General features: G+C 67.7%; 25 protein-coding genes. 6 read left to right on the top strand and 19 right to left on the bottom strand.

Features of this window, described 5'->3' with window-relative positions; translation table 11 throughout:
• The 4 genes from HB724_RS17995 to HB724_RS17980 form a co-directional block, all read right to left on the bottom strand.
• Positions 1 to 1,293, bottom strand: a 1,293-nt coding sequence (locus tag HB724_RS17995; RefSeq protein WP_256731607.1) for a DUF294 nucleotidyltransferase-like domain-containing protein, incomplete at its 3' end; no start/stop codon positions are given.
• Positions 1,294 to 1,694: 401 nt separating this feature from the next.
• A complete protein-coding gene (locus HB724_RS17990; RefSeq protein WP_213982327.1) occupies positions 1,695 to 2,345 on the bottom strand; it encodes a sigma-70 family RNA polymerase sigma factor in 651 nt (216 codons plus the stop codon).
• 87 nt (positions 2,346 to 2,432) lie between these two features.
• Entirely contained in the window at positions 2,433 to 2,570 is a 138-nt protein-coding gene (locus HB724_RS17985; protein WP_213982326.1) for a hypothetical protein, read from the bottom strand.
• Between the two features lie 69 nt (positions 2,571 to 2,639).
• Complete coding sequence (locus HB724_RS17980; RefSeq protein WP_213982328.1) at positions 2,640 to 3,437, bottom strand: response regulator; 798 nt, start codon at positions 3,435 to 3,437, stop codon at positions 2,640 to 2,642.
• A 282-nt stretch (positions 3,438 to 3,719) separates the two neighbouring features.
• Here HB724_RS17980 and HB724_RS17975 point away from each other — a divergent pair, with 282 nt between their 5' ends.
• From HB724_RS17975 to HB724_RS17965, 3 genes are all read left to right on the top strand, one after another.
• Positions 3,720 to 3,887: a NepR family anti-sigma factor gene (locus HB724_RS17975; protein WP_213982325.1), complete on the top strand. Its 168-nt coding sequence runs from the start codon at positions 3,720 to 3,722 to the stop codon at positions 3,885 to 3,887.
• Positions 3,888 to 3,898: 11 nt separating this feature from the next.
• Complete coding sequence (locus HB724_RS17970) at positions 3,899 to 5,467, top strand: sensor histidine kinase (protein ID WP_213982324.1); 1,569 nt, start codon at positions 3,899 to 3,901, stop codon at positions 5,465 to 5,467.
• A gap of 287 nt (positions 5,468 to 5,754) precedes the next feature.
• On the top strand, positions 5,755 to 5,889 hold the full coding sequence (locus HB724_RS17965; RefSeq protein ID WP_213982323.1) for an entericidin A/B family lipoprotein: 135 nt from the start codon (positions 5,755 to 5,757) through the stop codon (positions 5,887 to 5,889).
• Between the two features lie 40 nt (positions 5,890 to 5,929).
• Here the strand turns inward: HB724_RS17965 and tatC are convergent, their stop codons facing one another.
• The 11 genes from tatC to HB724_RS17910 form a co-directional block, all read right to left on the bottom strand.
• A complete protein-coding gene (gene tatC, locus HB724_RS17960) occupies positions 5,930 to 6,703 on the bottom strand; it encodes a twin-arginine translocase subunit TatC (protein ID WP_213982322.1) in 774 nt (257 codons plus the stop codon).
• On the bottom strand, positions 6,700 to 7,176 hold the full coding sequence (gene tatB / locus HB724_RS17955) for a Sec-independent protein translocase protein TatB (protein WP_213982321.1): 477 nt from the start codon (positions 7,174 to 7,176) through the stop codon (positions 6,700 to 6,702). The genes tatC and tatB overlap by 4 nt, the downstream gene beginning before the upstream one ends.
• Positions 7,177 to 7,244: 68 nt before the next feature.
• The gene (locus HB724_RS17950) at positions 7,245 to 7,487 is read right to left on the bottom strand and encodes a twin-arginine translocase TatA/TatE family subunit (protein ID WP_213982320.1); all 243 of its coding nucleotides are present in this window, start codon (positions 7,485 to 7,487) and stop codon (positions 7,245 to 7,247) included.
• 109 nt (positions 7,488 to 7,596) lie between these two features.
• On the bottom strand, positions 7,597 to 8,178 hold the full coding sequence (gene scpB, locus HB724_RS17945) for an SMC-Scp complex subunit ScpB (RefSeq protein ID WP_213982319.1): 582 nt from the start codon (positions 8,176 to 8,178) through the stop codon (positions 7,597 to 7,599).
• Positions 8,175 to 8,909: a ScpA family protein gene (locus HB724_RS17940; RefSeq protein ID WP_213982318.1), complete on the bottom strand. Its 735-nt coding sequence runs from the start codon at positions 8,907 to 8,909 to the stop codon at positions 8,175 to 8,177. Before HB724_RS17940 ends, scpB begins: the two co-directional genes overlap by 4 nt.
• Positions 8,910 to 8,931: 22 nt before the next feature.
• Positions 8,932 to 9,939, bottom strand: coding sequence for a beta-N-acetylhexosaminidase (gene nagZ, locus HB724_RS17935; RefSeq protein WP_213982317.1), 1,008 nt, complete (start codon positions 9,937 to 9,939; stop codon positions 8,932 to 8,934).
• A gap of 36 nt (positions 9,940 to 9,975) precedes the next feature.
• On the bottom strand, positions 9,976 to 11,505 hold the full coding sequence (locus HB724_RS17930) for an HAD-IIIC family phosphatase (RefSeq protein WP_213982316.1): 1,530 nt from the start codon (positions 11,503 to 11,505) through the stop codon (positions 9,976 to 9,978).
• A 34-nt stretch (positions 11,506 to 11,539) separates the two neighbouring features.
• Entirely contained in the window at positions 11,540 to 12,265 is a 726-nt protein-coding gene (locus tag HB724_RS17925) for an SPOR domain-containing protein (protein WP_213982315.1), read from the bottom strand.
• A complete protein-coding gene (argS, locus tag HB724_RS17920; protein ID WP_213982314.1) occupies positions 12,265 to 13,989 on the bottom strand; it encodes an arginine--tRNA ligase in 1,725 nt (574 codons plus the stop codon). Before argS ends, HB724_RS17925 begins: the two co-directional genes overlap by 1 nt.
• A gap of 364 nt (positions 13,990 to 14,353) precedes the next feature.
• Positions 14,354 to 15,508, bottom strand: coding sequence for a DUF1501 domain-containing protein (locus tag HB724_RS17915; RefSeq protein ID WP_213982313.1), 1,155 nt, complete (start codon positions 15,506 to 15,508; stop codon positions 14,354 to 14,356).
• A 5-nt stretch (positions 15,509 to 15,513) separates the two neighbouring features.
• On the bottom strand, positions 15,514 to 17,055 hold the full coding sequence (locus HB724_RS17910; protein WP_213982312.1) for a DUF1800 domain-containing protein: 1,542 nt from the start codon (positions 17,053 to 17,055) through the stop codon (positions 15,514 to 15,516).
• Between the two features lie 233 nt (positions 17,056 to 17,288).
• Between HB724_RS17910 and HB724_RS17905 the strand changes: the two genes are divergently transcribed.
• Positions 17,289 to 17,570, top strand: coding sequence for a hypothetical protein (locus tag HB724_RS17905; protein ID WP_213982311.1), 282 nt, complete (start codon positions 17,289 to 17,291; stop codon positions 17,568 to 17,570).
• Positions 17,571 to 17,633: 63 nt separating this feature from the next.
• On the opposite strand, the gene HB724_RS17900 is transcribed toward HB724_RS17905, so the two are convergent.
• Entirely contained in the window at positions 17,634 to 17,906 is a 273-nt protein-coding gene (locus HB724_RS17900; RefSeq protein ID WP_213982310.1) for a hypothetical protein, read from the bottom strand.
• Between the two features lie 253 nt (positions 17,907 to 18,159).
• Between HB724_RS17900 and HB724_RS17895 the strand changes: the two genes are divergently transcribed.
• Positions 18,160 to 18,972 carry a TorF family putative porin gene (locus HB724_RS17895; RefSeq protein ID WP_213982309.1) on the top strand — a complete coding sequence of 271 codons (813 nt, stop codon included), beginning with the start codon at positions 18,160 to 18,162 and terminating at the stop codon, positions 18,970 to 18,972.
• 49 nt (positions 18,973 to 19,021) lie between these two features.
• Here HB724_RS17895 and HB724_RS17890 read toward each other — a convergent pair whose 3' ends face one another.
• Positions 19,022 to 20,143 (bottom strand): NADH:flavin oxidoreductase, encoded by a 1,122-nt coding sequence (locus HB724_RS17890; RefSeq protein WP_213982308.1) that lies wholly within the window; start codon positions 20,141 to 20,143, stop codon positions 19,022 to 19,024.
• 101 nt (positions 20,144 to 20,244) lie between these two features.
• On the opposite strand from HB724_RS17890, the gene HB724_RS17885 reads away from it, so the two are divergent.
• Entirely contained in the window at positions 20,245 to 20,616 is a 372-nt protein-coding gene (locus HB724_RS17885; RefSeq protein WP_213982307.1) for a helix-turn-helix domain-containing protein, read from the top strand.
• A 6-nt stretch (positions 20,617 to 20,622) separates the two neighbouring features.
• Here HB724_RS17885 and HB724_RS17880 read toward each other — a convergent pair whose 3' ends face one another.
• A complete protein-coding gene (locus HB724_RS17880) occupies positions 20,623 to 21,789 on the bottom strand; it encodes a deoxyguanosinetriphosphate triphosphohydrolase (protein WP_213982306.1) in 1,167 nt (388 codons plus the stop codon).
• A partial coding sequence (locus HB724_RS20565) for an SPOR domain-containing protein (protein WP_213982305.1) occupies positions 21,786 to 22,475 on the bottom strand: 690 nt, incomplete at its 5' end. The genes HB724_RS20565 and HB724_RS17880, both read right to left, overlap by 4 nt.

Genomic DNA, 22,475 nt, shown 5'->3' with positions numbered 1-22,475 from the left:
CCCCCCCCCCCCCCACCGACCCCCCCCCCCCCCCCCCCCCCCCCCCCCGGCCCCCGGGCGGCCCCCCCCCCGCAGGCCCGTCCCTCTCCCCCCCGCCGGCCAAGCCCAGCTGCCCCCCCCCCGGCCCACATGCGGGCGCCACGCCCCGACCAGCGCCGCCCCGCTCTCCGCGCCGTGCAGCGCGGCGACATTGTCGAGCGCCTCGGGATTCGCCGGCAGCGTGTGGGTCTGGCGATCGTCGACCATCTGGAGCCGGTGCTCGATCGTGCGGAACAGCGTGTAGGCGCTCGCCAGCGCTTCGGCGTCCGCGCCGTCGATCCGCCCGGCGGCGGCCAGCGCGGCCAGCGCGTCGCGCGTTGCCGGCGCCCGCAGCGCGGGATCGCGTCCGCCATGGATGAGCTGGTGAATCTGCGCGAAGAACTCGACCTCGCGGATGCCGCCCCGCCCGCGCTTCAGATCATAGCCCGGCGCGAAGACCTGCCCCTGCGAATGATGATCGCGGATGCGGCGCGATATGTCGCGGATCTCGCGGATCGTCCCGTAATCGAGCGCGCGGCGCCACACGAAGGGGCGGATCGCCGCGAGGAAACCCTCGCCCAGCGCGAGATCGCCGGCACAGGCGCGCGCGCGGATGAAGGCGGCGCGCTCCCAGGGCAGAGCCTGGGATTCGTAATAGGAGATCGCCGCCTCCACCGGCAGCGCGATCGGCGTGACTTCGGGCGAGGGGCGCAGCCGCAGGTCGATGCGCATCACATAGCCGTCGCCGTCGCGCGCCTGGAGCAGCTCGATCACGCGGCGGCCGATGCGCACCGCCGCCTCTTCGGGCACTTCGCGGGGGCGGCAGGGCAGCGTGTCGGGGTCGAAGATCAGGATCGGATCGATGTCCGACGAATAATTGAGCTCGCGGCTACCCTGCTTGCCCAGCGCGATCGCCGCGAAACCGCGTGGCTCGGCATCGGGCGTGCGCTCGCGGATCGCCTCGCGGATGGCACGATCGAGGGCGTCATCGGCGAAATCGCTGAGCAAATGGGTGACGCGGGTGAGATCGAAAACTCCGGCCAGATCGCCGATCGCGACGAGCAGCGCGAGCCGCCTGCGCTCGATCCGCAGCCGCCGGCCCTCCGCCATATCGCCGTCGAACCCGCGCGCGGTGCCCAGCGGATCGCGCAGCGCGCCTTCCAGATCGCCGAGCAGGTCCGACTCGCGCTCCGCCAGGGTCGCCAGAAAGGGCGAATGGCCGCGGAGTCGCGCCAAGGCATTGTCCAGAAACGGGGAAATCGAGGGTTGGGACATTGTATCGGGAGCACACCGGCGATCAAAATGCGACGAGTCAAGCAACAAAGTCTCGCCCGGTCCGTTCTGGAGGCGTGGTTAGTATATCTTCGAATTCCGCCCCCGAGGCCAGGCAGCCCGCTTTCAGAGTCGAATCCCCGCGCGTGAGCGATGCGATCGGGGGCGCACTGCGCGATGCCTATGCGCGCGAATTGAGTCTGCCGGAAGACATGGCGGAAATGCTGCGCCTGCTGAACGAGACCAGCCGGCGAAGTTCCTGATTCTAACTGTCACCCCGGCCGAAGTGCCGGGATCCACCGGGATGCTGGGGGAGCGGCTGGAGGCGTGAGGGGCTCTCTGGCTGAGAAGTAGACCCCGGCACTTCGGCCGGGGTGACGAAATAGGAAAAGATTTCGTCCCCCTCAGCGGTCGCGGCTGAGCTCGTCGACTTCGCCCATGATCGTGTCGAGCGCGCTGCGTCCGTCGGCGTTCACCGGGCTGTCGCGGCGTGACGGCAACTGGCCTTCGCTCAGCAGCGATTCGAGCGCGACGCGGCCGCGCGCGACGCGGCTCTTGATCGTACCAACGGCGACGTTGCAGATCTCGGCCGCCTCCTCATAGGCGAAGCCGCCTGCGCCGACGAGGATCAGTGCCTCACGCTGCGGCTGCGGCAAATGCAGCAGGGCACGCTGCATGTCCGAAAGCTCGACATGGCGATCCTGGCTCGCGGGTGCCGCGAGCAGCCGATCCGCCACGAGATCGTCCCACTCGCCCTTGAAGCGCGAGCGGCGCATCTGGCTGAGATAGAGGTTGCGCAGGATGATGAAGGTCCAGGCGCGCATGTTGGTGCCGGCCTGGAAGCGCTTGCGTGCCGCCCATGCCTTGAGCAGCGTCTCCTGCACCAGATCGTCGGCGAGGTCGCGGCTGCCCGAAAGCGAGCGGCCGAACGCGCGGAGATGCGGGATCACCTGCGCAAGCTGCGTCTTGAACTCCGGATCGGAGAGCGCGACGTGCTCCGGCGCCTCGCCTTCGGGGGCGGCGTGGGAACTTTCGTCTGGCTGGGCCTCAGTCATTCGATCCCGATCATCAACGCATGCCGCATGGCGGCAAGTAAAAAAGAGTAATCTCGCAAGATTGCCGGCTGATCCGTCCGTCCGAAATCAGGACCAGAGGATGATGGCAAAGGCCAGGATCACCAGCACCAGGCCGATGCCGAGCACATAGCGGGTGACCCCAGGAGTAGCGCCGGCGCGGGCACGCTCTGTCGAGATGTGAACGGGTTCGTTGTTCTCAGCCATGCTGCGTCAACACATCAAAACCGTTTTGGGTCCGTATCATATGGAACCCGCGCCAGTTTTTTTGGGTCGTCAGGCCGGAACGGTCGCCTGGTCGAAGAACAGCGCCTGGCTGATCGTCGTCTTCACCGTCTCGCGCTGAAAGGGCTTGGTGATGAGGAAGGTCGGCTCGGGCCGCTCGCCGGTGAGCAGGCGCTCGGGGAAGGCGGTGATGAAGATCACCGGCACGCTGAATTCGGCGAGGATGTCCTTTACCGCATCGATGCCCGAACTGTCGTCGGCAAGCTGGATGTCGGCGAGCACCAGGCCGGGCCGGTCCTCCATCGCCAGCGCCACCGCCTCGTCGCGGGTGACCGCCACGCCGGTGACTTCATGGCCGAGATCGCGGACGATCTGCTCGAGGTCCATCGCGATCAGCGGCTCGTCCTCGATGATCATCACGCGGGTACGCGTCTGCCGCTCGATCTCGGCGACCGCTTCTGCAACCAGCTTCGACACTTGTTCGGGTTCCACTTCGATAAGATAGCCGGCATCCTCGGGGCTGAACCCCTCGACCGTGGTCAGCAGCAGCGCCTGGCGCGAAAGCGGCGTGAGCCGGGCCAGGCGCTTGCGGGCGATCGCCTCGTTCGCGCTGGCATTGTCCTCGGCGACCTCGTCCTCCTCCAGGTGAGTCGACTGCCAGATCGCCTGGAAGGTGCGATAAAGGCCCAGGCGCGGATCGACATCGTCCGGAAACTGATCGGGCGCGGCAACGATCGCCTCCAGTGCCGCGCGCACATAGCGATCGCCTTCGACCTGGCTGCCGGTCAACGCGCGCGCATAGCGGCGCAGCAGGGGGAGATGGGGCGCAAGTTGCTGTCCAAGCGACATGATCGGGTAATTCTCCTTCGAGGGCGCGTCATGCCCAGTGTCGGCTTCGCGCGGGTTCATTGCAATCCATTCCGCCACCCGGGAGAGCCCCTCCCCGGATTTCGCATCGCCTGTGGAACAATCGAGTGGCTCTTTGGTTTCATTCCCCAATGTCGCGCGTACCGAAGCGGGAAAACGCCGGGTGTTTGCACTCGGCGGCTTTACGGCTATTCGGTCGCTCGTCGAAAACAAAGTGTCGCTCATTAGTCCGGATCTCTGAGCCGGGCCCTCAAGGGGGAATTGGTGCGTTCCGCTAAAGACGAAAAAAAGAAGCCGCCAAAGGCCAAGGGCGGGAATGATGCCAATCGGCCCGGCAGGAACGTCGGCGAAGCGCTGCGCCGCGCCTATGACGAAGCCGTGCGCGAATCGGTGCCCAGCGACCTGCTCGACCTGCTGAAGAAGCTCGACTAACGCTCCCACGCATGGACGACACGGATCTCGAGCCGCGTGCCAAAGGTCCAGCGGCGCTGCTGGGGCGCCTGCCGACCGGCGCCAAAGTCTTCCTGATCCTGGTCGGCGCGCTGCTGCCGCTCGCGCTGATCGCACTGTTCACCACCACCCAGACCACGCGCAACGCAGGCGCCGAGGCGCGGCTGCGGCTGGGCGTGGCCGCCGACGAGAGCTCGGGCGTGGTCGCCAATGTCCTCGCCAATCATGTGAGCCAGCTCAGCGACGCGCTGGCCGCGCTGGAGACCGATCCGCAGGATGCGCCGAGCTGCACCCGGCTGGCCGGCACCTATGCCGCGCAGGGCGGCTCGCGCTTCGTGATCGTCGACGGCAGCGGCAGGATCCTGTGCGGCGAGCGATTCACCGTCGCCGGCGCCGCGGTGCTGAATCCGCACCAGGTGCAGGCGACGATCGTCGGCAACGGGCTGGTCATCCGGATCGGCGGGAATGCCGGCCTGAGCGCCGCCGCATTCTATACGCCCGCCGCGCTGGCCGCGCTTGCCCGCCCGAGCGGCTTCGTGCCCGATTACGGCGCGGCGATCGTGCGCGGCCACGATCGGCTCACCCTGCGTGCGCTCACCAATGTCGGCCCGCTGGACCGGCGGGATACGATGCGGAGCGCGCTGGGGATCGACGATCTGGCGCTGGAGATGTCGATGCCGGGCGCGCCGATCGCATCGCCGCTGATGATCGCCACCGTCCTGCTCGTGCTCATGTGGCTCGCCGCCGCGGGGATCGGCTGGTTCGTCGTCGATATCCTCCTGATCCGGCCGCTCAGGCGGCTGCGGACCAGCGTGGGCAATTACCAGCCGGGCGAAGTGATCGACATGCGCCGGTTCGGCTCGATCCCCGCGCAGGAGATCCGCGAGCTGGGCCGCACCTTCCGCGAGATCAGCCGCACGGTGCAGGAGCATGAATCGGACCTTGCCGAGGGCCTGGTCCGCCAGACCCGCCTGACCCGCGAGGTCCATCACCGGGTGAAGAACAACCTCCAGGTGATCTCCAGCCTCATCAACTTCCATGCGCGCGCCGCCAAGGGGCCGGAAGCGGCGGAAGCCTATGCCTCGATCCAGCGCCGCGTCGATGCGCTCGCCGTCGTCCATCGCCACCATTATGCCGAGCTGGAGGAAAATCGCGGGCTGGAGCTGCGCTCGGTGATCGGCGAGCTCGCCTCGAACATCCGCGCGACCGCGCCGGAGCGGGCATCGGGGCTGGGCATCACGCTGGAGATCGAGCCGTTCCTGGTCAATCAGGACGTGGCGATCGCGGTGGCCTTCCTCATCACCGAGATCGTCGAGCTGGCAATAAGCTGCAACGGCAACACCCAGATCCGCATCTCGGTCAAGGCTGCCGAGGAACCGGACCGCGCCCTGCTCCGCGTGAGCTCGCCCGCACTGGTTGGAGGCGCCGAACTCGAGGCGCTGGTGGAGAGCCGCTACGGCCGCGTGATGAGCGGGCTGGCGCGCCAGCTCCGCACCCGGCTGCACCATGATCCGCTGGTGGGCGCCTATGAAGCGTCGATCGCAGTCACCGGACGGCCCTGAATCCTTTCCGAATTTTTTTGGAATTTTTTGGAGAAAGGCGGGAACCGGTGCCCGGGGAAGGTGTTTTACTGTTCGGATAGTGACCTTTTGCCCCCCCGCTCTCGCTATCCAAGACATAGGCCCGGAAGCGTCCACCCTCCCCCCCCCCGGTGACGCTTCCGGGCCTAACATCTTCCGATCCCTGGAATTTTCGCGAGCCGGATCAAGGCGTCGCCCGTGCCTGGTGCGGAACGATTCCGCGGCCCCGCGCATTCCTTTCCCGCCTTTCACGATTATGGAGACTATCAATGCGCAAGATCATCGCATGTGTCGCGATCGCCGGCGCCGTCCTGCTTTCGGCGTGCAACACGGTCGAAGGCGTCGGCAGGGACGTGTCCTCGGCCGGCGACACGGTCGCCAATGCGGCCGACGACAACAAGTAATTCAGCAGGTGCGCCCCTCCCCCTTTGACGGGAGGGGCCGTCAGGCCGCTTCGGCCTCGCTCTCGGCCTCGGCCAGCTTCTCGCGCCGCCGCCGCGTGAACCAGATCGCCACCAGCGACAGGAAATACAGCCCGACCAGCGGCACCGCGAGCAGAAGCTGCGATCCTATATCCGGCGGCGTCAGCACCGCGGAGAGCGCGAAGGCGCCCACCGTGGCATAGCGCCAGGCACCCTTGAGCTGCTCGAAGGTGACGATGCCCGCATGCTCCAGCAGCATCAGCAGCACCGGCAGCAGGAACGACAGCCCGAAGCCGAACACGAACTGCATCGTGAACTTCAGGTAGTTGTTGATCTCCAGCAGCGCCTCTTGCTTGACGCCGTCCAGATCGCCCTGGAACGTGAGCAGGAATTTCAGCGCCGCGGGAATCGCCACGAAATAGGCCATCGACGCGCCCAGCAGGAACAGCACCGGCGTCGCCAGCAGGAACGGCAGCAGCGCGCGCTTCTCCTTGCGATAGAGCCCCGGCGCGACGAACTGCCAAAGCTGGTTGGCGATCACCGGAAAGGCGATCATCAGCGCGGCGAAGAACGCCACCTTCAGCTCCACGAAGAAGCCGCCGACCACTTCGGTATTGATGACCGTCACCTGGCCCGCCGCCTTGAGCGGGGCGACCAGGAAGCGCAGGATCTGCCGCGCGAAATACATGCAGCCGCCGAACGCGACGGCCAGCGCGGCGATCGACCAGAGGAGGCGGCGGCGAAGCTCGATCAGGTGATCGAGGAGCGGCGCCTGGGTGTCGTCGATCTCGCTCACGGCTGCGGCTCGTCCTGTACGGGCGCAGCTGCTGCCTTGGGCTTGCGCGGGCGCTTGGGCGTGGGCGCAGGAACGGCGTCCGGATCAGCGGCGGCCTTGGGCCTGGCGACGCGCTTCGGCTTGGGTGCCGGCGCTTCCACGATCGCCGGCTGCTCGACCATCACCGGCGCGGCGTCATGCTCGATGAGGTGGGTATCGGCCAGGGGCTCCGGCTCGGGCGCGGGAAGCGCCGGCTGGGGCGGATATTCGCGCATGATGCGCTCATTCTCCGCGGCCCATTGCTTCTCCATCTCGGCAAGCTCGGATTCGCGGATCATCGTGTCGATGCCCGAACGGAACTGGCGGGCGACGCCGCGCGCGCGGCCCACCCATTTGCCGACGAGGCGCATCGCCCTGGGCAAGTCCTTGGGGCCGATCACCACAAGCGCCACGAACGCAACCAGCATCAATTCCGTCGGAGCGACGTCGAACATTCAGAAACTGCCCCAAGCGCGCCGCCCTTCGTCTGGGCGCGCGCGTCAAACGATCAAAAGGGTGCGCTTCAGCGCTGCTCTTCGCGCGTCCGCTCGGCTTCGGCCTGAAAGCCGGTCTCGGGCGCGGGCTTGCCTTCCAGACGCGTCGGCGCCGCGGGCTTCACCGCGTCGTCGTCCTCGGCCATGCCCTTCTTGAACTGCTTGATGCCCTTAGCGACGTCACCCATCATGTTCGAGAAACGGCTACCGCCGAACAACAGGATGACCAGGACACCGACGATAAGCCAGTGCATCAAACTCATGCTACCCATGGAAACTCTCCTCGTATCCCCGCCTATCTAGGCTTAGCGGGGGCTTCCGGCAACGGTTGGATTGTCCGGTGCGGCGCGGCACGGCCCCGGACGGTACGGTGGGCGTGCCCTATTCGTCTTCCGTGACAGTTTCGCTTTCCATCGTCTCGAAGGCGAGATCGACCGGATCGAGCAGCCCCGCCGCCTTGAGATCGTCGATTCCGGGCAGGTCGCGGCGGCTGGCGAGCCCGAAATGCGAGAGGAATCCAGCCGTCGTCGCATAGGTGAGCGGCCGCCCCGGCACTTCGCGGCGGCCGGCGGGGCGCACCCAGCCCGCCTCCATCAGCACGTCGATCGTCCCCTTGGAGATCTGCACGCCGCGAATCGCCTCGATCTCGGCGCGCGTCACCGGCTCGTGATAGGCAATGATCGCCAGCGTCTCGATACCCGCCCGGCTTAGCTTGCGCGATTCCTCGCGATCGCGGCGCAGTAGATGGGCGAGATCGGCGGCGGTCTGGAAATGCCAGCGGTCGCCGCGCCGCGCGAGTTCGATGCCGCGGCCCGCATAAAGGGCCTCCAGCGCCGTCAGGGCACCGCGGACATCGGCATCCTGGCCGACATGCGCCCTGAGTTCCTCGATCGAAAGCGGATGCTCGGCGGCGAACAGCACTGCCTCCACCGCGCGGGAAAGATCGTCGGGCGCCGGAATCATGTGCTGGCTTTCAGGTATAGAGGCGCGAACGCCGATTTCTGGCGCAACTCCACCCTGCCCTGCTTCGCCAGCTCAAGCGCCGCGACGAAGGACGAGGCGAGCGCCGACTTGCGATAGGGGCCGCTGGCGCCCTCGGGCAGGAAAGTCTCGATCGTGCTCCATTCGATCCGCGTGCCGAGCAGGGTAGAGACGCGCTCGATCGCCTCTTCGAGCGTCATCACGTCGCGCATGGCGACGACGTGCATTACCGGCCGGGTGCGGGCGCTGATCCGGCCATAGGCAGCGATGAGATCGTAGATCTCCGCTTCCCACCGCGCTTGGCGGACGACCCGCAGTCCCTCGGGCGCGGCGCGGAGGAAGACGTCGCGGCCCAGCCGGTCGCGCGCGACCAGCCGCGCGCCCGCCTCGCGCATCGCGTTCAGCCGTTCGAGGCGGAGCTGGAGCCGCAGCGCCAGTTCCTCGGGGCTGGGCGTCTCCTCCGGGTTGCGCGGGAGGAGCAACGCCGATTTCAGATAGGCCAGCCACGCCGCCATCACGAGATAATCGGCGGCCAGCTCGAGCCGCAGCTCGCGCGCCTGGTTCACGAAGGCGAGATATTGCTCGACCAGATCGAGGATCGAGATCGCCCGAAGGTCGACCTTCTGGTTGCGGGCAAGCGCCAGCAGCAGATCGAGCGGCCCTTCCCAGCCGTCGATGTCGATCTTGAGGGTATCGTCTCCCGCCTCGTTCATCCGGCGCAATCAAGCATAGCCGTCAGGCAAGCGCCAGCAGTGCGTCGCGCGTGGCGATCAGTTCGGCAGCGTCAGCCGCCTCCGGCCCGTCCGCGATCGTCGCCATCGCGCGCGCCAGCCGGGCGAGGCATTCCGCCCCGGCATCGGGCAACAACCCGACAATCTCGACCATCTCGTCCATCCGCGCCCAGCAATCGAGCACCACGTCGCATCCCGCCGCGAGCGCCGCCGTCGCCTTCTCGCCCGGCGTGCCGGACAGCGCCTTCATGTCGATATCGTCGGTGAAGAGCAGCCCGTCAAAGCCGATCCGGCCGCGGATGATGTCGCGGACCACGATGGGCGAGAGCGTGGCGGGGCGATCCGCATCCCATGCCTCGAACACCAGATGCGCGGTCATCGCCATCGGCGCGTCGGCGAGGCGGGCAAAGGGCTCGATATCCACTTCGAGCGCGGCGGCATCGGCCTTGACGCGCGGCAACTCCAGATGGCTGTCGACCAGCGCGCGGCCATGGCCGGGCATGTGCTTGACCACGCCCACCACCCCGCCGCGCCGCAGCCCGTCGAGGATCGCGCGGCCGAGCGCCGCGACGCGCATCGGCTCGCCGCCCAGCGCGCGGTCGCCGATCGCGTCGGTCACTTCGGGCTGGCGCACGTCGAGCAGCGGCGCGCAATCGACGTTCACGCCCACTTCGGAAAGCATCAGCCCCAGCGCCTGGCCGTTGGCGCGGGCCGCCTCGATCGCGGAGATCGGCGCCTTCTCATAGAGCGCGTCGAATGCGGCGCCGGCAGGAAAGGCCGGCCATTCGGGCGGCTGCATCCGCGCGACGCGCCCGCCCTCCTGATCGATCAGGATCGGCAGGTCGGCACGGCCGGAAAGATCACGCAGGCTGTCGGTCAGCGACTTCATCTGGGCGCGGTCGCCGCAATTGCGCTTGAACAGGATATAGCCGAGCGGATCGGCGGCCTTGAAGAAATCGCGCTCCTCGGCCGTGAGTTCGAGGCCGGAGACGCCGAATATGACGGGTTTCATGATGCCGGCCTATCCGATCGCGGCGCCGGGTTCCAGTCAGGCCGCCCGGGCGGAATCGCTGTTCAGCGCGTCGCTGACCCAGCCGTCGATCTGCCCGGCGATCTTCTGGAGCAGGCCGGCATAATAATGGGTGACGTCGGCCATCTCGTCGCCCTCGACGATATGATCGATCTCCAGCACCCAGAGATGGCCGGGATTCTCGCGCGCCACGCGGCGCCACAGGGCATTGAAATGGCGCGTGCGCTCGCGGCTGTGGTTCAGGCCGAGGCGGTATTTGTCGTCCGGCGCCTCCTCGGGCGGCAGCACCACGAGCATGCGCAGCCCCCGTTCGATCAGGAAGATGCACAGGCTGAGCACGCAACGCTCATAGAGACCGCGCTCCAGCAGGTGCCATTTCCCGGGCCAGCGCACGTCGAGATAGTCGATCGTGGCGCCATAGACGAGGAAGGGCGGGAAGTTCTGCTCCAGATAGCTGCCGTCCTCCATCTGGCGCAGCGCGAACAGGCGCGGATTGTTGTCGAACTCGATCGCGGGCCGGAAGCGGCTGAAATGGGCGATCCCGCCTGACTGGCAATCGAACATGATCCGGATCGCGGGCTCGGTCGCGATCGCCGGAAGCTGCTCGGCGAGGAGCTGACTGCGGATCGCGGGATCGTGGAAGGTACGATCCGCGATCCAGTCCGGCGGCGTGCGGCTGAAGCGGCCGTCCCAGGCCGAGACGTCGATATCCGGCCATTTCTCGCGCAGCTTGCCGAGCGCATAGGCCTCCAGCCCCATGTGCATCACGCGGCACGAGAAGGTGAAATGGACGAGGCGCCCCGCCTGGCGATCGACCATCGCGAAGCCGACCAGGCCATAGCGGCCATAGCGATCCCAGGCGAAGATCGACCAGCTATCGAAGCCGACCAGATCGATGATGTCGCGCTCCAGCGCCGCCTGCACGACGCGCGACGCCGTGTAGTTGAGCTGATTCGAACGATTGATGAGCTCGGCGATGCGGGGCGCGAAATCGAGATTGTCCATCATTTGCGGCGCGCACGCCTCGATCGCGCAGCTACGCAGGAAATCCTCGTTCGACAGCGCGGCGGCCGCGCCGCGATCGCGCTGCTTGCGCTCGAGCATCCGATATTCGTCCAGCCGGCTGCGGCTGCCGGTCTGGAGTGCCAGCAGCCCGGCGAGGTGGTCGTCGGCATCGGTGGCGGTGATGTCGAGCAACTGGATGTCGGGCAGGCAATGCCGGACCTCCTCCAGGTTCACCGGATTATCGTCCACGAACAGGACGTTGGCGGGGCGGAGCCGCATATCCTCGATGATCGCCCGGATCGCCTCCGGCTTGGGCGTGAAGGCGATGTGCGGGAAGACGAATTCGTCCCACAGGCCGAATTCGACCAGCCGCGCCCTGGCCGTCTCGAAATCATTCTTCGAGCAGATCGAGGAGACCACGCCCTTCGCATTGAACGCGCGGACCATATCGGCGCGGTGCGCGTGGAGCGCGACTGCATCGCCATCGGCCAGCGTGCCCCGCCACAGCGTGTCGTCGAGATCCCAGATGATGAGCTTTATCACGGGATCATTTTAGGACAGCCGGCGGGCAAGCGGTTCAGTTCGCGACGAAGCAGTTCTCGCCGGCGACCTTGAGCTTGCCGCAGATCTCGCGGGCCTGGCCGTTGCTGCCGGCATTCACCCGCAGGCGGAACACCGATTGCTCGCCCACCTGCGCGCGCTCGACCGATTTGCCCAGCGGCGCGAGATAGGCGAAGCGCTTGGACAGGCGCGCCCAGGCGATGTTCGCGCCCGCCTCGTTCGGGAAGGCGCCGAGCTGGACCAGCGAGCCCGAACCGCCGGACAATGCCGGCACCGGCACGGCCGGACGCGCGGGCGTTCCCGCCCTGGTCGCGCTGCCGGGCACCGAGATCTTCGCCGTCCTGGTGCCGGGCGCGGCGCCCGCCGATGCCTTGGGTGCGGCCGTGCCCTCGACCGGCGCCTCGGGCAGCGCGCCGACATTGATGCTGGCGTTGCTCGCCGCGCCCTGGCTGGTGGAGAAGGCGGCGTCGCCCTGCCCCTCCACCTTCATGCCGCCGGGCTCGTCCGGCTTGACCTTATAGTCGCCCGCCGGCGCCTTGATGAGCGCGCCATTGCCCCCCTGTCCCTGATGCTGGCGGACGAAGTAATAGCCGAGCACGACCAGGCCCGCGAGAAGCAGCGCGATGAAGACATACAGGAACACGCGGCCGCGGCGCTGACCTTCGTCATAGTCCTCGTCGACCGTCTCCAGCCAGGGCAGGCGATCGTCGCCGTCATATGCTTCGCCGCTGCCCATGTTCATCAGTGCATCTCCTGCACGGCCTCCACTCCCATGAGTCCCAGACCGTTACGGATTATCTGCCCGATCGCGCGGGCGAGGAAAAGACGGGCACAGGTGAGCGCAGGATTGTCGGCCAGGAGGAAGCGGCGCTGCGGATCGTCGTTGCCGGCATTCCACTGGGAATGAAATGCCGCCGACAAGTCATAGAGATAAAAGGCGATCCGGTGCGGCTCGCGCGCCGCGGCGGCGCCTTCCACCACGCGCGGGAACTGCGCGGCGAGCTTCACCAGCCCCAGCTCCTCTGTATCAAGCAGAGACAGGTCCGACGACGGACATGCGATTCCCGCCTCCGCCGCCTTGCGCTGGAGCGAAGCGATGCGGGCATGGGCATAGTTCACATAGAAGACCGGATTGTCCTTCGACGCCTCGACCACCTTGGCGAAATCGAAGTCCATCTGCGCATCGGACTTGCGGGTGAGCATGGTGAAGCGGACGACGTCCTTGCCGACCTCCTGGACGACATCGGCCAGCGTGACGAAATTGCCCGAGCGCTTGGACATCTTCACCGGATCGCCGTTGCGGAGAAGCCGGACCATCTGCACGAGCTTGACGTCGAAGCGCGTCTTGCCGCCGGTCAGCGCCTGAACCGCGGCGACGATCCGCTTGACCGTGCCGGCATGATCGGCGCCCCAGATATCGATGAGCTGGTCGGCGGACTGGGCCTTCTGGAAGTGATAGGCGAGATCGGCGCCGAAATAGGTCCATTGCCCGTTCGACTTCTTGATCGGGCGGTCCTGATCGTCGCCGAACTGCGTCGAGCGGAACAGCGGCAGCTCGACCGGCTCCCAATCCTCGGGCGTCTCGCCCTTGGGTGCCTCCAGCACGCCGTCATAGACCAGATCGTGCTCGCGCAGCCATTTCTCGGCCGCCTCGGGCTTGCCCTCGGCCTGGAGCTCGGCCTCGGAGGAGAACAGGTCGTGATGGATGCCGAGCAGCGCCAGATCGGCCTTAATCATGACGAGCATCGCCGCGACCGCTTCCTTGCGGAACTGCGCGAGCCATTCGCTCTCGGGCGCACCCACATATTTGTCGCCATATTCGGCGGCAAGCTGCTGGCCGACAGGCTTCAGATAATCGCCCGGATAGAGCCCCTCGGGGATCTCGACCGTCTCGCCCAGCGCCTCGCGGTAGCGCAGATGCGCCGAGCGGGCGAGCACGTCGACCTGGCCGCCGGCATCGTTGACATAATATTCGCGGACCACCTTGTGCCCGACATATTCGAGCAGGCTGGCGAGCGCATCGCCCACCACCGCGCCGCGACAATGGCCCATATGCATCGGACCCGTAGGATTGGCCGAGACATATTCGACATTGACCGTCAGCCCCGAGCCGATCGTCGAGCGGCCATAATTCTCGCCGGCCTTCAATATCTCGCCGAGCTCGGCGCGCCAGGTATCGTCGGTGAGGCTCATGTTGATGAAGCCCGGCCCGGCGACGCTGACCGAGGCGACTTCGGGCAGCTTCTCCAGCTCCGCCGCGATCTTTTCCGCCAGCGCGCGCGGGTTCGTGCCCGCCGGCTTGGCGAGCACCATCGCGGCATTGGTCGCGAGATCGCCGTGCGAGGGATCGCGCGGCGGCTCCACCGTCACCGCGCGTCGCTCCAGCCCCGCGGGAAGGTCGCCCGCCAGGACGAGCGCATCCAGCGCGAGGTTCATATGCGCGGCGAAACGAGTGTAGAGCGTCATTGGGGTTCCAGCAGATATGGGAAGCGCGCGCTCTTAGCGGAAGACGTGCGGGTGCGCAAAGCGCCGCTCCCTTCTACTGCCTCTCCCCGGCGGTTGACACGGTTGACACCGGCATTGCGAAAAAATCCGGCTGGCCGAAACGGGGGGCCAGTCCGGTGGGACGACCTGGCGGGGGAAGAATGAAAGCGCTCCATGTTGCGGAGTGGAGCAGGCGAAATCCTATTTTGCGAGGATTTTCATCCTCCCCGGCATGAACCAGCCGCAGGCTGGTGAAGGGGGCTCTCCGCAAGCGAGCCCTTGTGGCACTCCCCCTCCACCACTCGCTTCGCGAGTGGTCCCCCTCCCCGTGCCGGGGAGGATGAGATTAGGCGCGGACCAGATCGTTCATGAAGCGGGCGCTCTGGATGCCGGGGAACAGCGCCTTCGCGGTCCGGATGGGCGTCAGATCGAAATGCCCGGCCACCGCGCTGCCGATCACCGTGTCGAGCCCGGCGGTGGGCTTCAGGTCGCGGCCCTCGTAGAGCGCGGCGTCGGACAGGCCCGGCCAGTCGGCGGCCACGCGCCCGCCGTTCACCGCGCCGCCCAGCAGCATCGCGACCGATCCGGTGCCGTGATCGGTGCCCTGGGTGCCGTTGATCTTCACCGTGCGGCCGAATTCGGTCGCCACCACGACCAGGGTGTTCGCCCAGAGCGGGCCGAGCCCGGTCTTGAGCGCGCCGACCATGCCGTCGAGCCCCTTCAACTGGCCCGCGAGGCGGCCGCGCTGCTGGGCATGGGTGTCCCAGCCGCCGGTCTCGATCATCGCGATCCGCGCGCCGCCCTCGGCCGCGAGCAGCTTGGCCGCCAGCGCGCCGGTGGCGGCGGCGTTGCGGCCATTGTCGGCGGCCATGTCGCTGGTGAGCATCCGCGTCGCGATCGCCTGTTCCCAGATGCCGTGGAGCTGCCGATCGTCCTGGTACATCGCCGAGACGCGGCCGAGCAGATCGTCCGAGGCATCGGGCAGCGCCGAGGGGGCATAGCTCGCCACCTCCACCTTGCCGCGCAGCGCCATCGGGATCGTCGCGGCGAGCGCGATCGCCTTGTCGTCGGCGGGGAGCAGCGCGAGCAGGCGATTGATCCAGCCGTCCCGGAGTTGATAGGCCGATACGCCGCCGGTCTCGAGCACGTTCTGGCCGTCGAAATGCGAGCGGTCGCGATAGGGCGAGGCGACGGCATGGACGAACATCGCCTGCTTCGCCTGATAGAGCCCATGGACGTTGGCCAGCGCGGGATGCAGCGCGAACATCGAATCGAGCTTCGGCGCGGCGGTGAAATCCTCCGCGAGCGCACCGCGCTGGGCGGCGAAGGCGGGATCGCCCACCGGGGCGACGGTCGCCAGCCCGTCGGCGGCGCCGCGCTGGATGATGAAGACGAAGCGCCGGTCGGTCGCCGCGCGGGCAAAGGCCATGCGCGTGCCGAGCGTGCTGGTGAGGACGGCGGTGGCGCCGGCGGCGACGAAGCCGCGTCGAGAGAGCAGCATGGGCCTTATCTCCGCATGAATTCGGGCGAGGAAAGCATCAGCGCGATGCCCTGCCCCGGGCTTTCGGCGCGGGCGATCGCCTGGGCCGTGCTGGCGCTGAGCGCGCCGGGGAACAGCTCGGCGGCGCGCTCCCGGGCGTCGATCATGTCCTTGGTGCGCTGGGCCATGCGCTCGGCCGCCTCGACCCGGCGCAGGATCGCGTCGGGACCGGCCCAGCTTCCCGCGACATCGTCCCAGCCCGCGGGCGAGCCGGGCTTCCACACCGGCTGGCCGAGCTGGGTCATGAGACCGTTGATCGCCATGGGCGGAAGCTGCTGCGTGCCGAGGCCGCGCATCGCCGAGATCGTCCATTCCCAGGGCGACTTGAACTTGACCGGCTGCGGCACCCAGCATTCGGGGGAATCGATCAGCGTGCGATAGACGCCGGGCAGGTCGCCCTTCGACTTGAGGAAGCTCGCCTCCAGCCGCGCGACCAGCGGCGCGGGCGGATCGTCGCCGGCGAAATGGCGGGCGAGCTTGGTGGCGATATGGCGCGCGGTGGCGGGATGCTCCGCGAGCATGTCGAGCACCGCCGAAGCCTGGTCCTCGCCCTGTTGCGGCCAGCTCCGGTGCAGGATCGTGCGGGCGCCGGGCTCGTGCAGGCGCGGGGCGAAGACGAAGCTGCCGGGCGTGCCGTCGAGGCCGGGGACGCGCGCGCCCTGGTTGCGGCCAAGCCCCGAGACGCTCCAGCCGGTCATCGCGCGGGCGAATTCGGTGACGTCGGCCTGGGCATAGACGGTGCGGACGCCGAGCGTGTGGAGCTCCATGATCTCGCGCGCGAGATTTTCGTTGAGCCCGTAGCGGCGCTGCGCCTGCGGACCCTGGCGGCGGCCGGCAAGCTGGGCAGCCGGGCTGTTCGGCCCCACCGACTGCGCCTGATCGAGATAGAGCAGCATCGCCGGATGGCGCTCCACCGCCTGGAGCATGTCGCGGAAATTGCCGAGGACGTGCGGGCGGATCGCCTCGAACTCCAGCGTGCCCGACAGGCCGACCGTGGTAAGCTTGTCGGCGGAGACGGCGAAGTGATTGGCCCAGAAATGCACCAGCCGCTCGACCATCGGCGCGGGCGACTGGATCGCGGTGAGCGCGCGGGCCGAGACGGCGCCGCCATAGACATCGCGATTCTGCGCCTGGGTGAACTTGCGGGCCGCGGCCAGCCGATCGTTCGGATCGGGCATCGGCTTGACCTGGGTGGCGGGCTGGCTGGCGCGCATCGCCTCGTCCATCGTCGGCGGGGCAACGGCGGCCGGCGCCATTTGCGGCGTTGGCGGGACGGGCGGACGCACGGCACGCGGGCCGAGGTCGCGCCGCATCCGGCGCTGATCCTCCAGATAGTCCGCGAGATCGCCCGCCACCTTCGCGCTGGTGGGCAGGGCCGCGATCGCTTCGGGACGGGCCTCGTAGCGCTCGAACTGCGCGACGAGCCAGGTCTTGGGGCGTGCGCCGGGGTCGTCGCCGGGCCGGGCCCCCAGTCCGAACCGGTTCAATGCGATGCTAGCTTCCGCCATGGCGCGATCCCTGTTTTCGGATTTCATGGGGGATAACGCACAGGTGTCGCAGAAGTTTGTCACAAGATCGGCCCGTCGCACGCGCCGTTCGTTTCATCGCGACCGTTGCATAATGTGCAATCGTTGCGGCCGCGCTTTGCGATTGTCGTTCATGTTGCGATGCAGCATTTTCTCGGACGAGAACAGAACAAGACACAGGATGCCGATCTGGCTCTTTTCAAAGGAGAAAGATCGTGACCAAGTTTATCTTCGCAGCAACCGCCGCACTTTTCCTCGCCACCCCCGCTTTCGCCGCCGAGCAGGAGCGCAGCTTCACGCGTGACGGCGTGACCTATGTCTACACGTCGACCACCAAGGGCGGCGCGCAGATCCTGGAAGGCAGCGTCAAGCCGACCGGCGAGACCTTCCGCCTGGTGGTCCACAAGGGCTGGGTGAGCGGCAAGGCCGCCGGCTCGCACGTCTCGTTCCGCGTGCCCAAGCCGGCGAGCGACCGCGTCGAAGTCGCGCAGCGCTGATACGGCGCACAGAATAATCGGCCCCGCGGCCCAGCGCCGCGGGGCCTTTTTCTTTTTGGGCGCTCAGTTGCTGCCGGCGGTGCCGTCTTCCGCGCGGCGCGCCGAGACATTCCTTGCCTTCTGCGCCGAGCGCACGGCCACCGGCATCTGGCCCTTGCCCGCCTGATGATGATTGTTCGCGGCCAGCCCCTCGGGCCGGTCGCGCATGCGCCAGGTCAGCATCGGCGTCTTGCCCGAGGGCATCCAGACGCGCTCATGCGTTTCCTCCAGCGATTGCGCGGCGGCGGGGCTCGCCACGAAGGCGGCGGACATCAGGGCGGCGATGGCTAGCTTCACGATCAATATCCTTATCGGGTGATCGGATCGATTAGGCGGCACCTGCTTGCCCGCGATTTGCCTGTCGGTAACGAAACATGTCCCGCGCGGCCGGCGCGGCGCCGAGCAACAATTCCTTACGAACCAGGCACGAACCAGCCATGCCGGGCGGCGAAAATGGCTGCCCCGGTAAGGAAGGAAGCCCCGTTCGAGAGGCCGCGCCGCCGGGCGCAGGACGGAACATTCGCCTGAAGCAACCAAGGGGGATGTTCGTATGAAGACCTATTTCGCCGCACTCGCGCTGCTGTGCCCCGCCCTGCCCGCCTTCGCCCAGGAAGAACCGCCCAAGCCGGTGACGGTATCGGGCAGCGTCGCGCTGGTATCCGATTATCGCTTCCGCGGCGTCTCGCAGACCGACAAGGAAATGGCGGTCCAGGGCGGCGTCACCGTCGCCCATGAAAGCGGCGTCTATGGCGGCGTGTGGGGATCGAACCTGTCCGGCTGGGGCACGTTCGGCGGCGCCAACATGGAGCTGGACCTCGTCGCCGGCTTCAAGACCGAAGTCTCCAGCGGCGTGAACGTCGATGTCGGCCTGACCTGGTACATGTATCCCGGCGGCGCCGACACGACCGACTTCGCCGAACCCTATGTGAAGCTCAGCACCTCGCTCGGCCCGGTATCGGCGCTGGCGGGCGTCGCCTATGCGCCGTCGCAAAGGGCGCTCGGCAACTGGAGCGCGACGCCGGAGAGCCGGGCGGGCGACAAGGAGGACAATCTGTACCTCTGGGGAGACCTGAGCTCGGGCATCCCCAACACGCCGCTGACGGTGAAGGCGCATCTCGGCTATTCGGACGGCAATCCGGGCCTGGGGCCGAACGGCACCAGCGTCGCGCCGACCGGCAGCTATCTCGACTGGTCGCTCGGCGCCGATTTCGCGGCCGGGCCGGTGATCCTGGGGGTCGCCTATGTCGATACCGACATCAGCGAGGCGGACAGCGCCTATCTGCTCCCCAATTTCTCCAGCACCAAGGACGGTTCGCCGATCGCCGGCAGCCGGGTGGTATTCTCGGTCAGCGCGGCCTTCTGAGGGCAGGCTTCTCCCGGCGCCGAAACGCCGGGAGAAGCCGCATGCCGGGTCAGACGAGCTCGGCGAGCACCGAGGGGTGGAAATCCTTCAGGCCGCCGCCGTCGCCCGCCCGGACCTTCTCCACCCATTCGGGATCGTTGATGAGCGCGCGGCCGACCGCGATCAGATCGAACTCGTCGCGCTCCATGCGCTCGATCAGGCGATCCAGCCCGACCGTGGTCGAGCTTTCGCCGCCGAACGCCGCGAGGAAATCGCCCGACAGGCCGACCGAGCCGACGCTTATCGTCGCGGCGCCGGTCAGCTTCTTGGCCCAGCCGGCGAAGTTGAGGCCCTTCTCGCCGTCGATCTCGGGGAATTCGGGTTCCCAGAAGCGCCGCTGCGAGCAATGGAGGATGTCGGCGCCGGCATCGACGAGCGGCTGGAGCCAGTCCGCCATCAGATCGGGCGTATCGGCGAGCCGGGCGGTGAAATCCTGCTGCTTCCACTGGCTGAGGCGCAGGATGATCGGGAATTCCGGCCCGACCGCGGCCCGGATCGCCGCCACCACTTCGCCGGCGAAGCGCGAGCGCTCGCGGAGCGTGGCGCCGCCATAGCGATCGGTGCGGACATTGGTGCCCGACCAGAAGAACTCGTCGATCAGATAGCCGTGCGCGCCGTGGATTTCCACCGTGTCGAAGCCCAGCCGCTTCGCATCGGCGGCGGCGCGGGCAAAGGCGGCAACGGTGTCGGCGATCGCCTCCTCGCTCATCGCCTCGCCGCGCGGCGTGCCGGGGGCGAGCAGGCCCGACGGGCTCTCGACCGGCGAATCGGGCACCCAATCGGTGCCGGCGGCGATGGTCGAGCCCGTATGCCAGATCTGCGGCCCCATCCGGCCGCCGGCTTCGTGAACGGCTTCGATCACGCCGCGCCAGCCCGCCAGCGCGGCGTCGCCATGGAAGAAGGGGATGCGCGGATGGTTGCGCGATGCCGGACGGTCGATCACCGTGCCTTCCGACAGGATCAGGCCGACGCCCCCTTCGGCACGACGCCGGTAATAGGCCGCATTGGCCGTGCCCGGCACGCCCTCCGGCGCGAAGGTGCGCGTCATCGGAGCCATCACGATGCGGTTGTCGAGCTCGAGCGACTTGAGGCGGAACGGGCGAAACAGGATGTCGGTGCTGGAAGAGGACATTCGGGGGATCTCCATTGCGAAAGCAGGCGTGTAAGTATATTCGATAAACCTAGCGTCAATAAGGTACCTCAAGTCGCTCAGGTATATTCCAGGAAACCATGATGCCCGATTGCCAGCTCCAGCGCTTCGCCTCGGATTGCCCGAGCCGCATCCTGTTCGATCAGATCGCCGACAAATGGTCGATGATGGTGCTGACCGTGCTAGCCCCTGCGCCGCTGCGCTTCAACGCGATCAAGCGCCGGCTGGAAGGCGTGACGCAAAAGGCGCTGACCCAGTGCCTGCGCCGGCTCGAGCGCAACGGGCTGGTTTCCCGCCGCGTCATTCCGGTTTCGCCGGTCGCCGTCGAATATGCGATCACGCCGCTCGGGCGGACGCTGCTGGCGCCGTTCAAGGAGCTCTATGCCTGGACGGTGGCGAATTTGCCCGAAGTCGAGGCCGCGCGGGATGCGTTCGACGAGAGGATAGCGGCCTGAGCCGGACTAGAATCCCTCGGGCAGATCGATCCCGCCCACCACTTCGCGGTAGCGGGCGATGGCGTAGCGATCGGTCATGCCGGCGATGAAATCGGCGATGTGGCGGCTGCGCCAGGGCTCCCCGGCGGGCAGCGCCTCGCGCCATTCGGGCGGGAGCAGCGACGGATCGGCGGCATAGGCGCCGAACAGACCCGCCACCACCGCCTGGGCCGCATCGGCCGCGGCAAGCTGGCTGGGGTGGTGGTAGAGATTGGCGTACATGAAGCGCTTCAGGCCGCGTTCGGCATCGCGCATCTCGTTCGAGAAGCCGGCCAGGCAGCGCCCCGCCGCGCGGACCTCATCGACCGACTGGACGTTGCTCTCGGCGATCCGCGCCCGCGTCTCGGCCACCAGATCGTTGACCATCGCGCCGATCTGGGAGCGGGTCAGCTCGCCGATCAGCCGCTTCGGCTCCACGCCGGGGAACTTCGCCTCGACCGCCCGCCACCCCTCGGCGATCATCGGCACTTCCATGAGCTGGTCGAGCGTCAGCAGCCCGGCGCGCAGGCCGTCGTCGATATCGTGATTGTCATAGGCGATGTCGTCGGCGATCGCCGCGACCTGCGCCTCCAGCGAGGGCCAGCTTTCCAGCTCCAGCGGAAAGGCCGCGTCCGCCTCCGCGAGCGCCCATTCGGGATGCTCGATCGGGCCGTTATGCTTGGCCAGCCCCTCCAGCGTGTCCCAGGTGAGGTTGAGCCCGTCCCAGGCGGGATAGGGCCGCTCCAGCACGGTCAGCGCGCGCAGCGTGTGCCCATTATGATCGAAACCGCCCTGCGCCGAGAGCGCGCCTTGCAGCGCATCCTCGCCGGCATGGCCGAAAGGCGGGTGGCCGATATCGTGCGCGAGGCACAAAGCCTCGGTCAGATCCTCGTTGAGGCCCAGCACGCGCGCCACGGTGCGGCCGATCTGCGCAACCTCCAGGCTGTGCGTCAGCCGGACGCGGAAATGATCGCCGTCAGGCGCCATGAAGACCTGGGTCTTGTGGCGGAGGCGCCGAAAGCTGATCGAATGGATGATCCGGTCGCGGTCACGCTGGAAGGCATCGCGGGGGCCGCGCGCAGTGCCACCGCGCTCCTTGTGCAGGCGTCCGCGACTATGTTCCGGGTTGCAGGCCCAGGGCGCGTGCCCGCTCACTCGGCGCCAAGCCTGGTGACCTTCTGGCCCGCCTCGCTGGTGACGACGAAGCCCGAGGCGCCGGACTTGCCGAGCGAATTGACGAACGCCTGGGCCTCGGCCGAGGTCTTGAACGGGCCGGTCAGCAGGCGATTGGTGGCGCGCACCGGCATCCACCAGGCGGACTTGCCCTTGAACGCCGCCGGCGCCTTGGCGACCGCGGCCTTCCACGCCTTAGGCAGCGAATCGATATTGGCGCCGCCCGCGACCTGGACCCAGACGCGCTTGGGCTCCGCCTTGGCGGGATCGGGCTTCTTCGGCTCAGGCTTTTTCGGGTCCGGTTTCTTGCCCTTGGGATCGGCCTTGTCGGCAGTGGCCTTGCCCTTGGGCGCGGCGGGCTTTGCCTCGGGCTTTACCGGTTCGGGCTTGGGCGTCTCCGGCCTGGGCTTCGCGACGGGTTTCGGCGCGGGCTTCACAGGTTCGGGCACGGCAACCGGAGCCGGCACCGGCACGGGATCGGCGGCCCGGTTCGCAGCCTCCAGCTCCTCGGCGGGAATGGTGATGTCGGCAACGATCGAGGCCAGCACCGAATCCTCGGCACCCACGCGGCGCACGGGCGCGGCCGGACGGGGCGCGGGCATCATGGTCATCGACGTCCGCGTGACCGGTTCCGGGGCGGACGGCACGACGCGGGCCGGCACATCGCT

The organism is Sphingomonas sp. dw_22 (genome assembly GCF_018449795.1).
Classification (GTDB): domain Bacteria; phylum Pseudomonadota; class Alphaproteobacteria; order Sphingomonadales; family Sphingomonadaceae; genus Sphingomonas.
This window is presented reverse-complemented; position numbering and strand designations above follow the sequence as displayed.

Coding starts and splice junctions, on each gene's coding strand:
- HB724_RS17990 (WP_213982327.1), bottom strand. CDS start 2,345: ATGACTGAGGCCCAGCCAGACGAAAGTTCCCACGCCGCCCCCGAAGGC.
- HB724_RS17985 (WP_213982326.1), bottom strand. CDS start 2,570: ATGGCTGAGAACAACGAACCCGTTCACATCTCGACAGAGCGTGCCCGC.
- HB724_RS17980 (WP_213982328.1), bottom strand. CDS start 3,437: ATGTCGCTTGGACAGCAACTTGCGCCCCATCTCCCCCTGCTGCGCCGC.
- HB724_RS17970 (WP_213982324.1), top strand. CDS start 3,899: ATGGACGACACGGATCTCGAGCCGCGTGCCAAAGGTCCAGCGGCGCTG.
- HB724_RS17965 (WP_213982323.1), top strand. CDS start 5,755: ATGCGCAAGATCATCGCATGTGTCGCGATCGCCGGCGCCGTCCTGCTT.
- tatB (WP_213982321.1), bottom strand. CDS start 7,176: ATGTTCGACGTCGCTCCGACGGAATTGATGCTGGTTGCGTTCGTGGCG.
- HB724_RS17950 (WP_213982320.1), bottom strand. CDS start 7,487: ATGGGTAGCATGAGTTTGATGCACTGGCTTATCGTCGGTGTCCTGGTC.
- scpB (WP_213982319.1), bottom strand. CDS start 8,178: ATGATTCCGGCGCCCGACGATCTTTCCCGCGCGGTGGAGGCAGTGCTG.
- HB724_RS17940 (WP_213982318.1), bottom strand. CDS start 8,909: ATGAACGAGGCGGGAGACGATACCCTCAAGATCGACATCGACGGCTGG.
- nagZ (WP_213982317.1), bottom strand. CDS start 9,939: ATGAAACCCGTCATATTCGGCGTCTCCGGCCTCGAACTCACGGCCGAG.
- HB724_RS17925 (WP_213982315.1), bottom strand. CDS start 12,265: ATGAACATGGGCAGCGGCGAAGCATATGACGGCGACGATCGCCTGCCC.
- argS (WP_213982314.1), bottom strand. CDS start 13,989: ATGACGCTCTACACTCGTTTCGCCGCGCATATGAACCTCGCGCTGGAT.
- HB724_RS17915 (WP_213982313.1), bottom strand. CDS start 15,508: ATGCTGCTCTCTCGACGCGGCTTCGTCGCCGCCGGCGCCACCGCCGTC.
- HB724_RS17910 (WP_213982312.1), bottom strand. CDS start 17,055: ATGGCGGAAGCTAGCATCGCATTGAACCGGTTCGGACTGGGGGCCCGG.
- HB724_RS17895 (WP_213982309.1), top strand. CDS start 18,160: ATGAAGACCTATTTCGCCGCACTCGCGCTGCTGTGCCCCGCCCTGCCC.
- HB724_RS17890 (WP_213982308.1), bottom strand. CDS start 20,143: ATGTCCTCTTCCAGCACCGACATCCTGTTTCGCCCGTTCCGCCTCAAG.
- HB724_RS17885 (WP_213982307.1), top strand. CDS start 20,245: ATGCCCGATTGCCAGCTCCAGCGCTTCGCCTCGGATTGCCCGAGCCGC.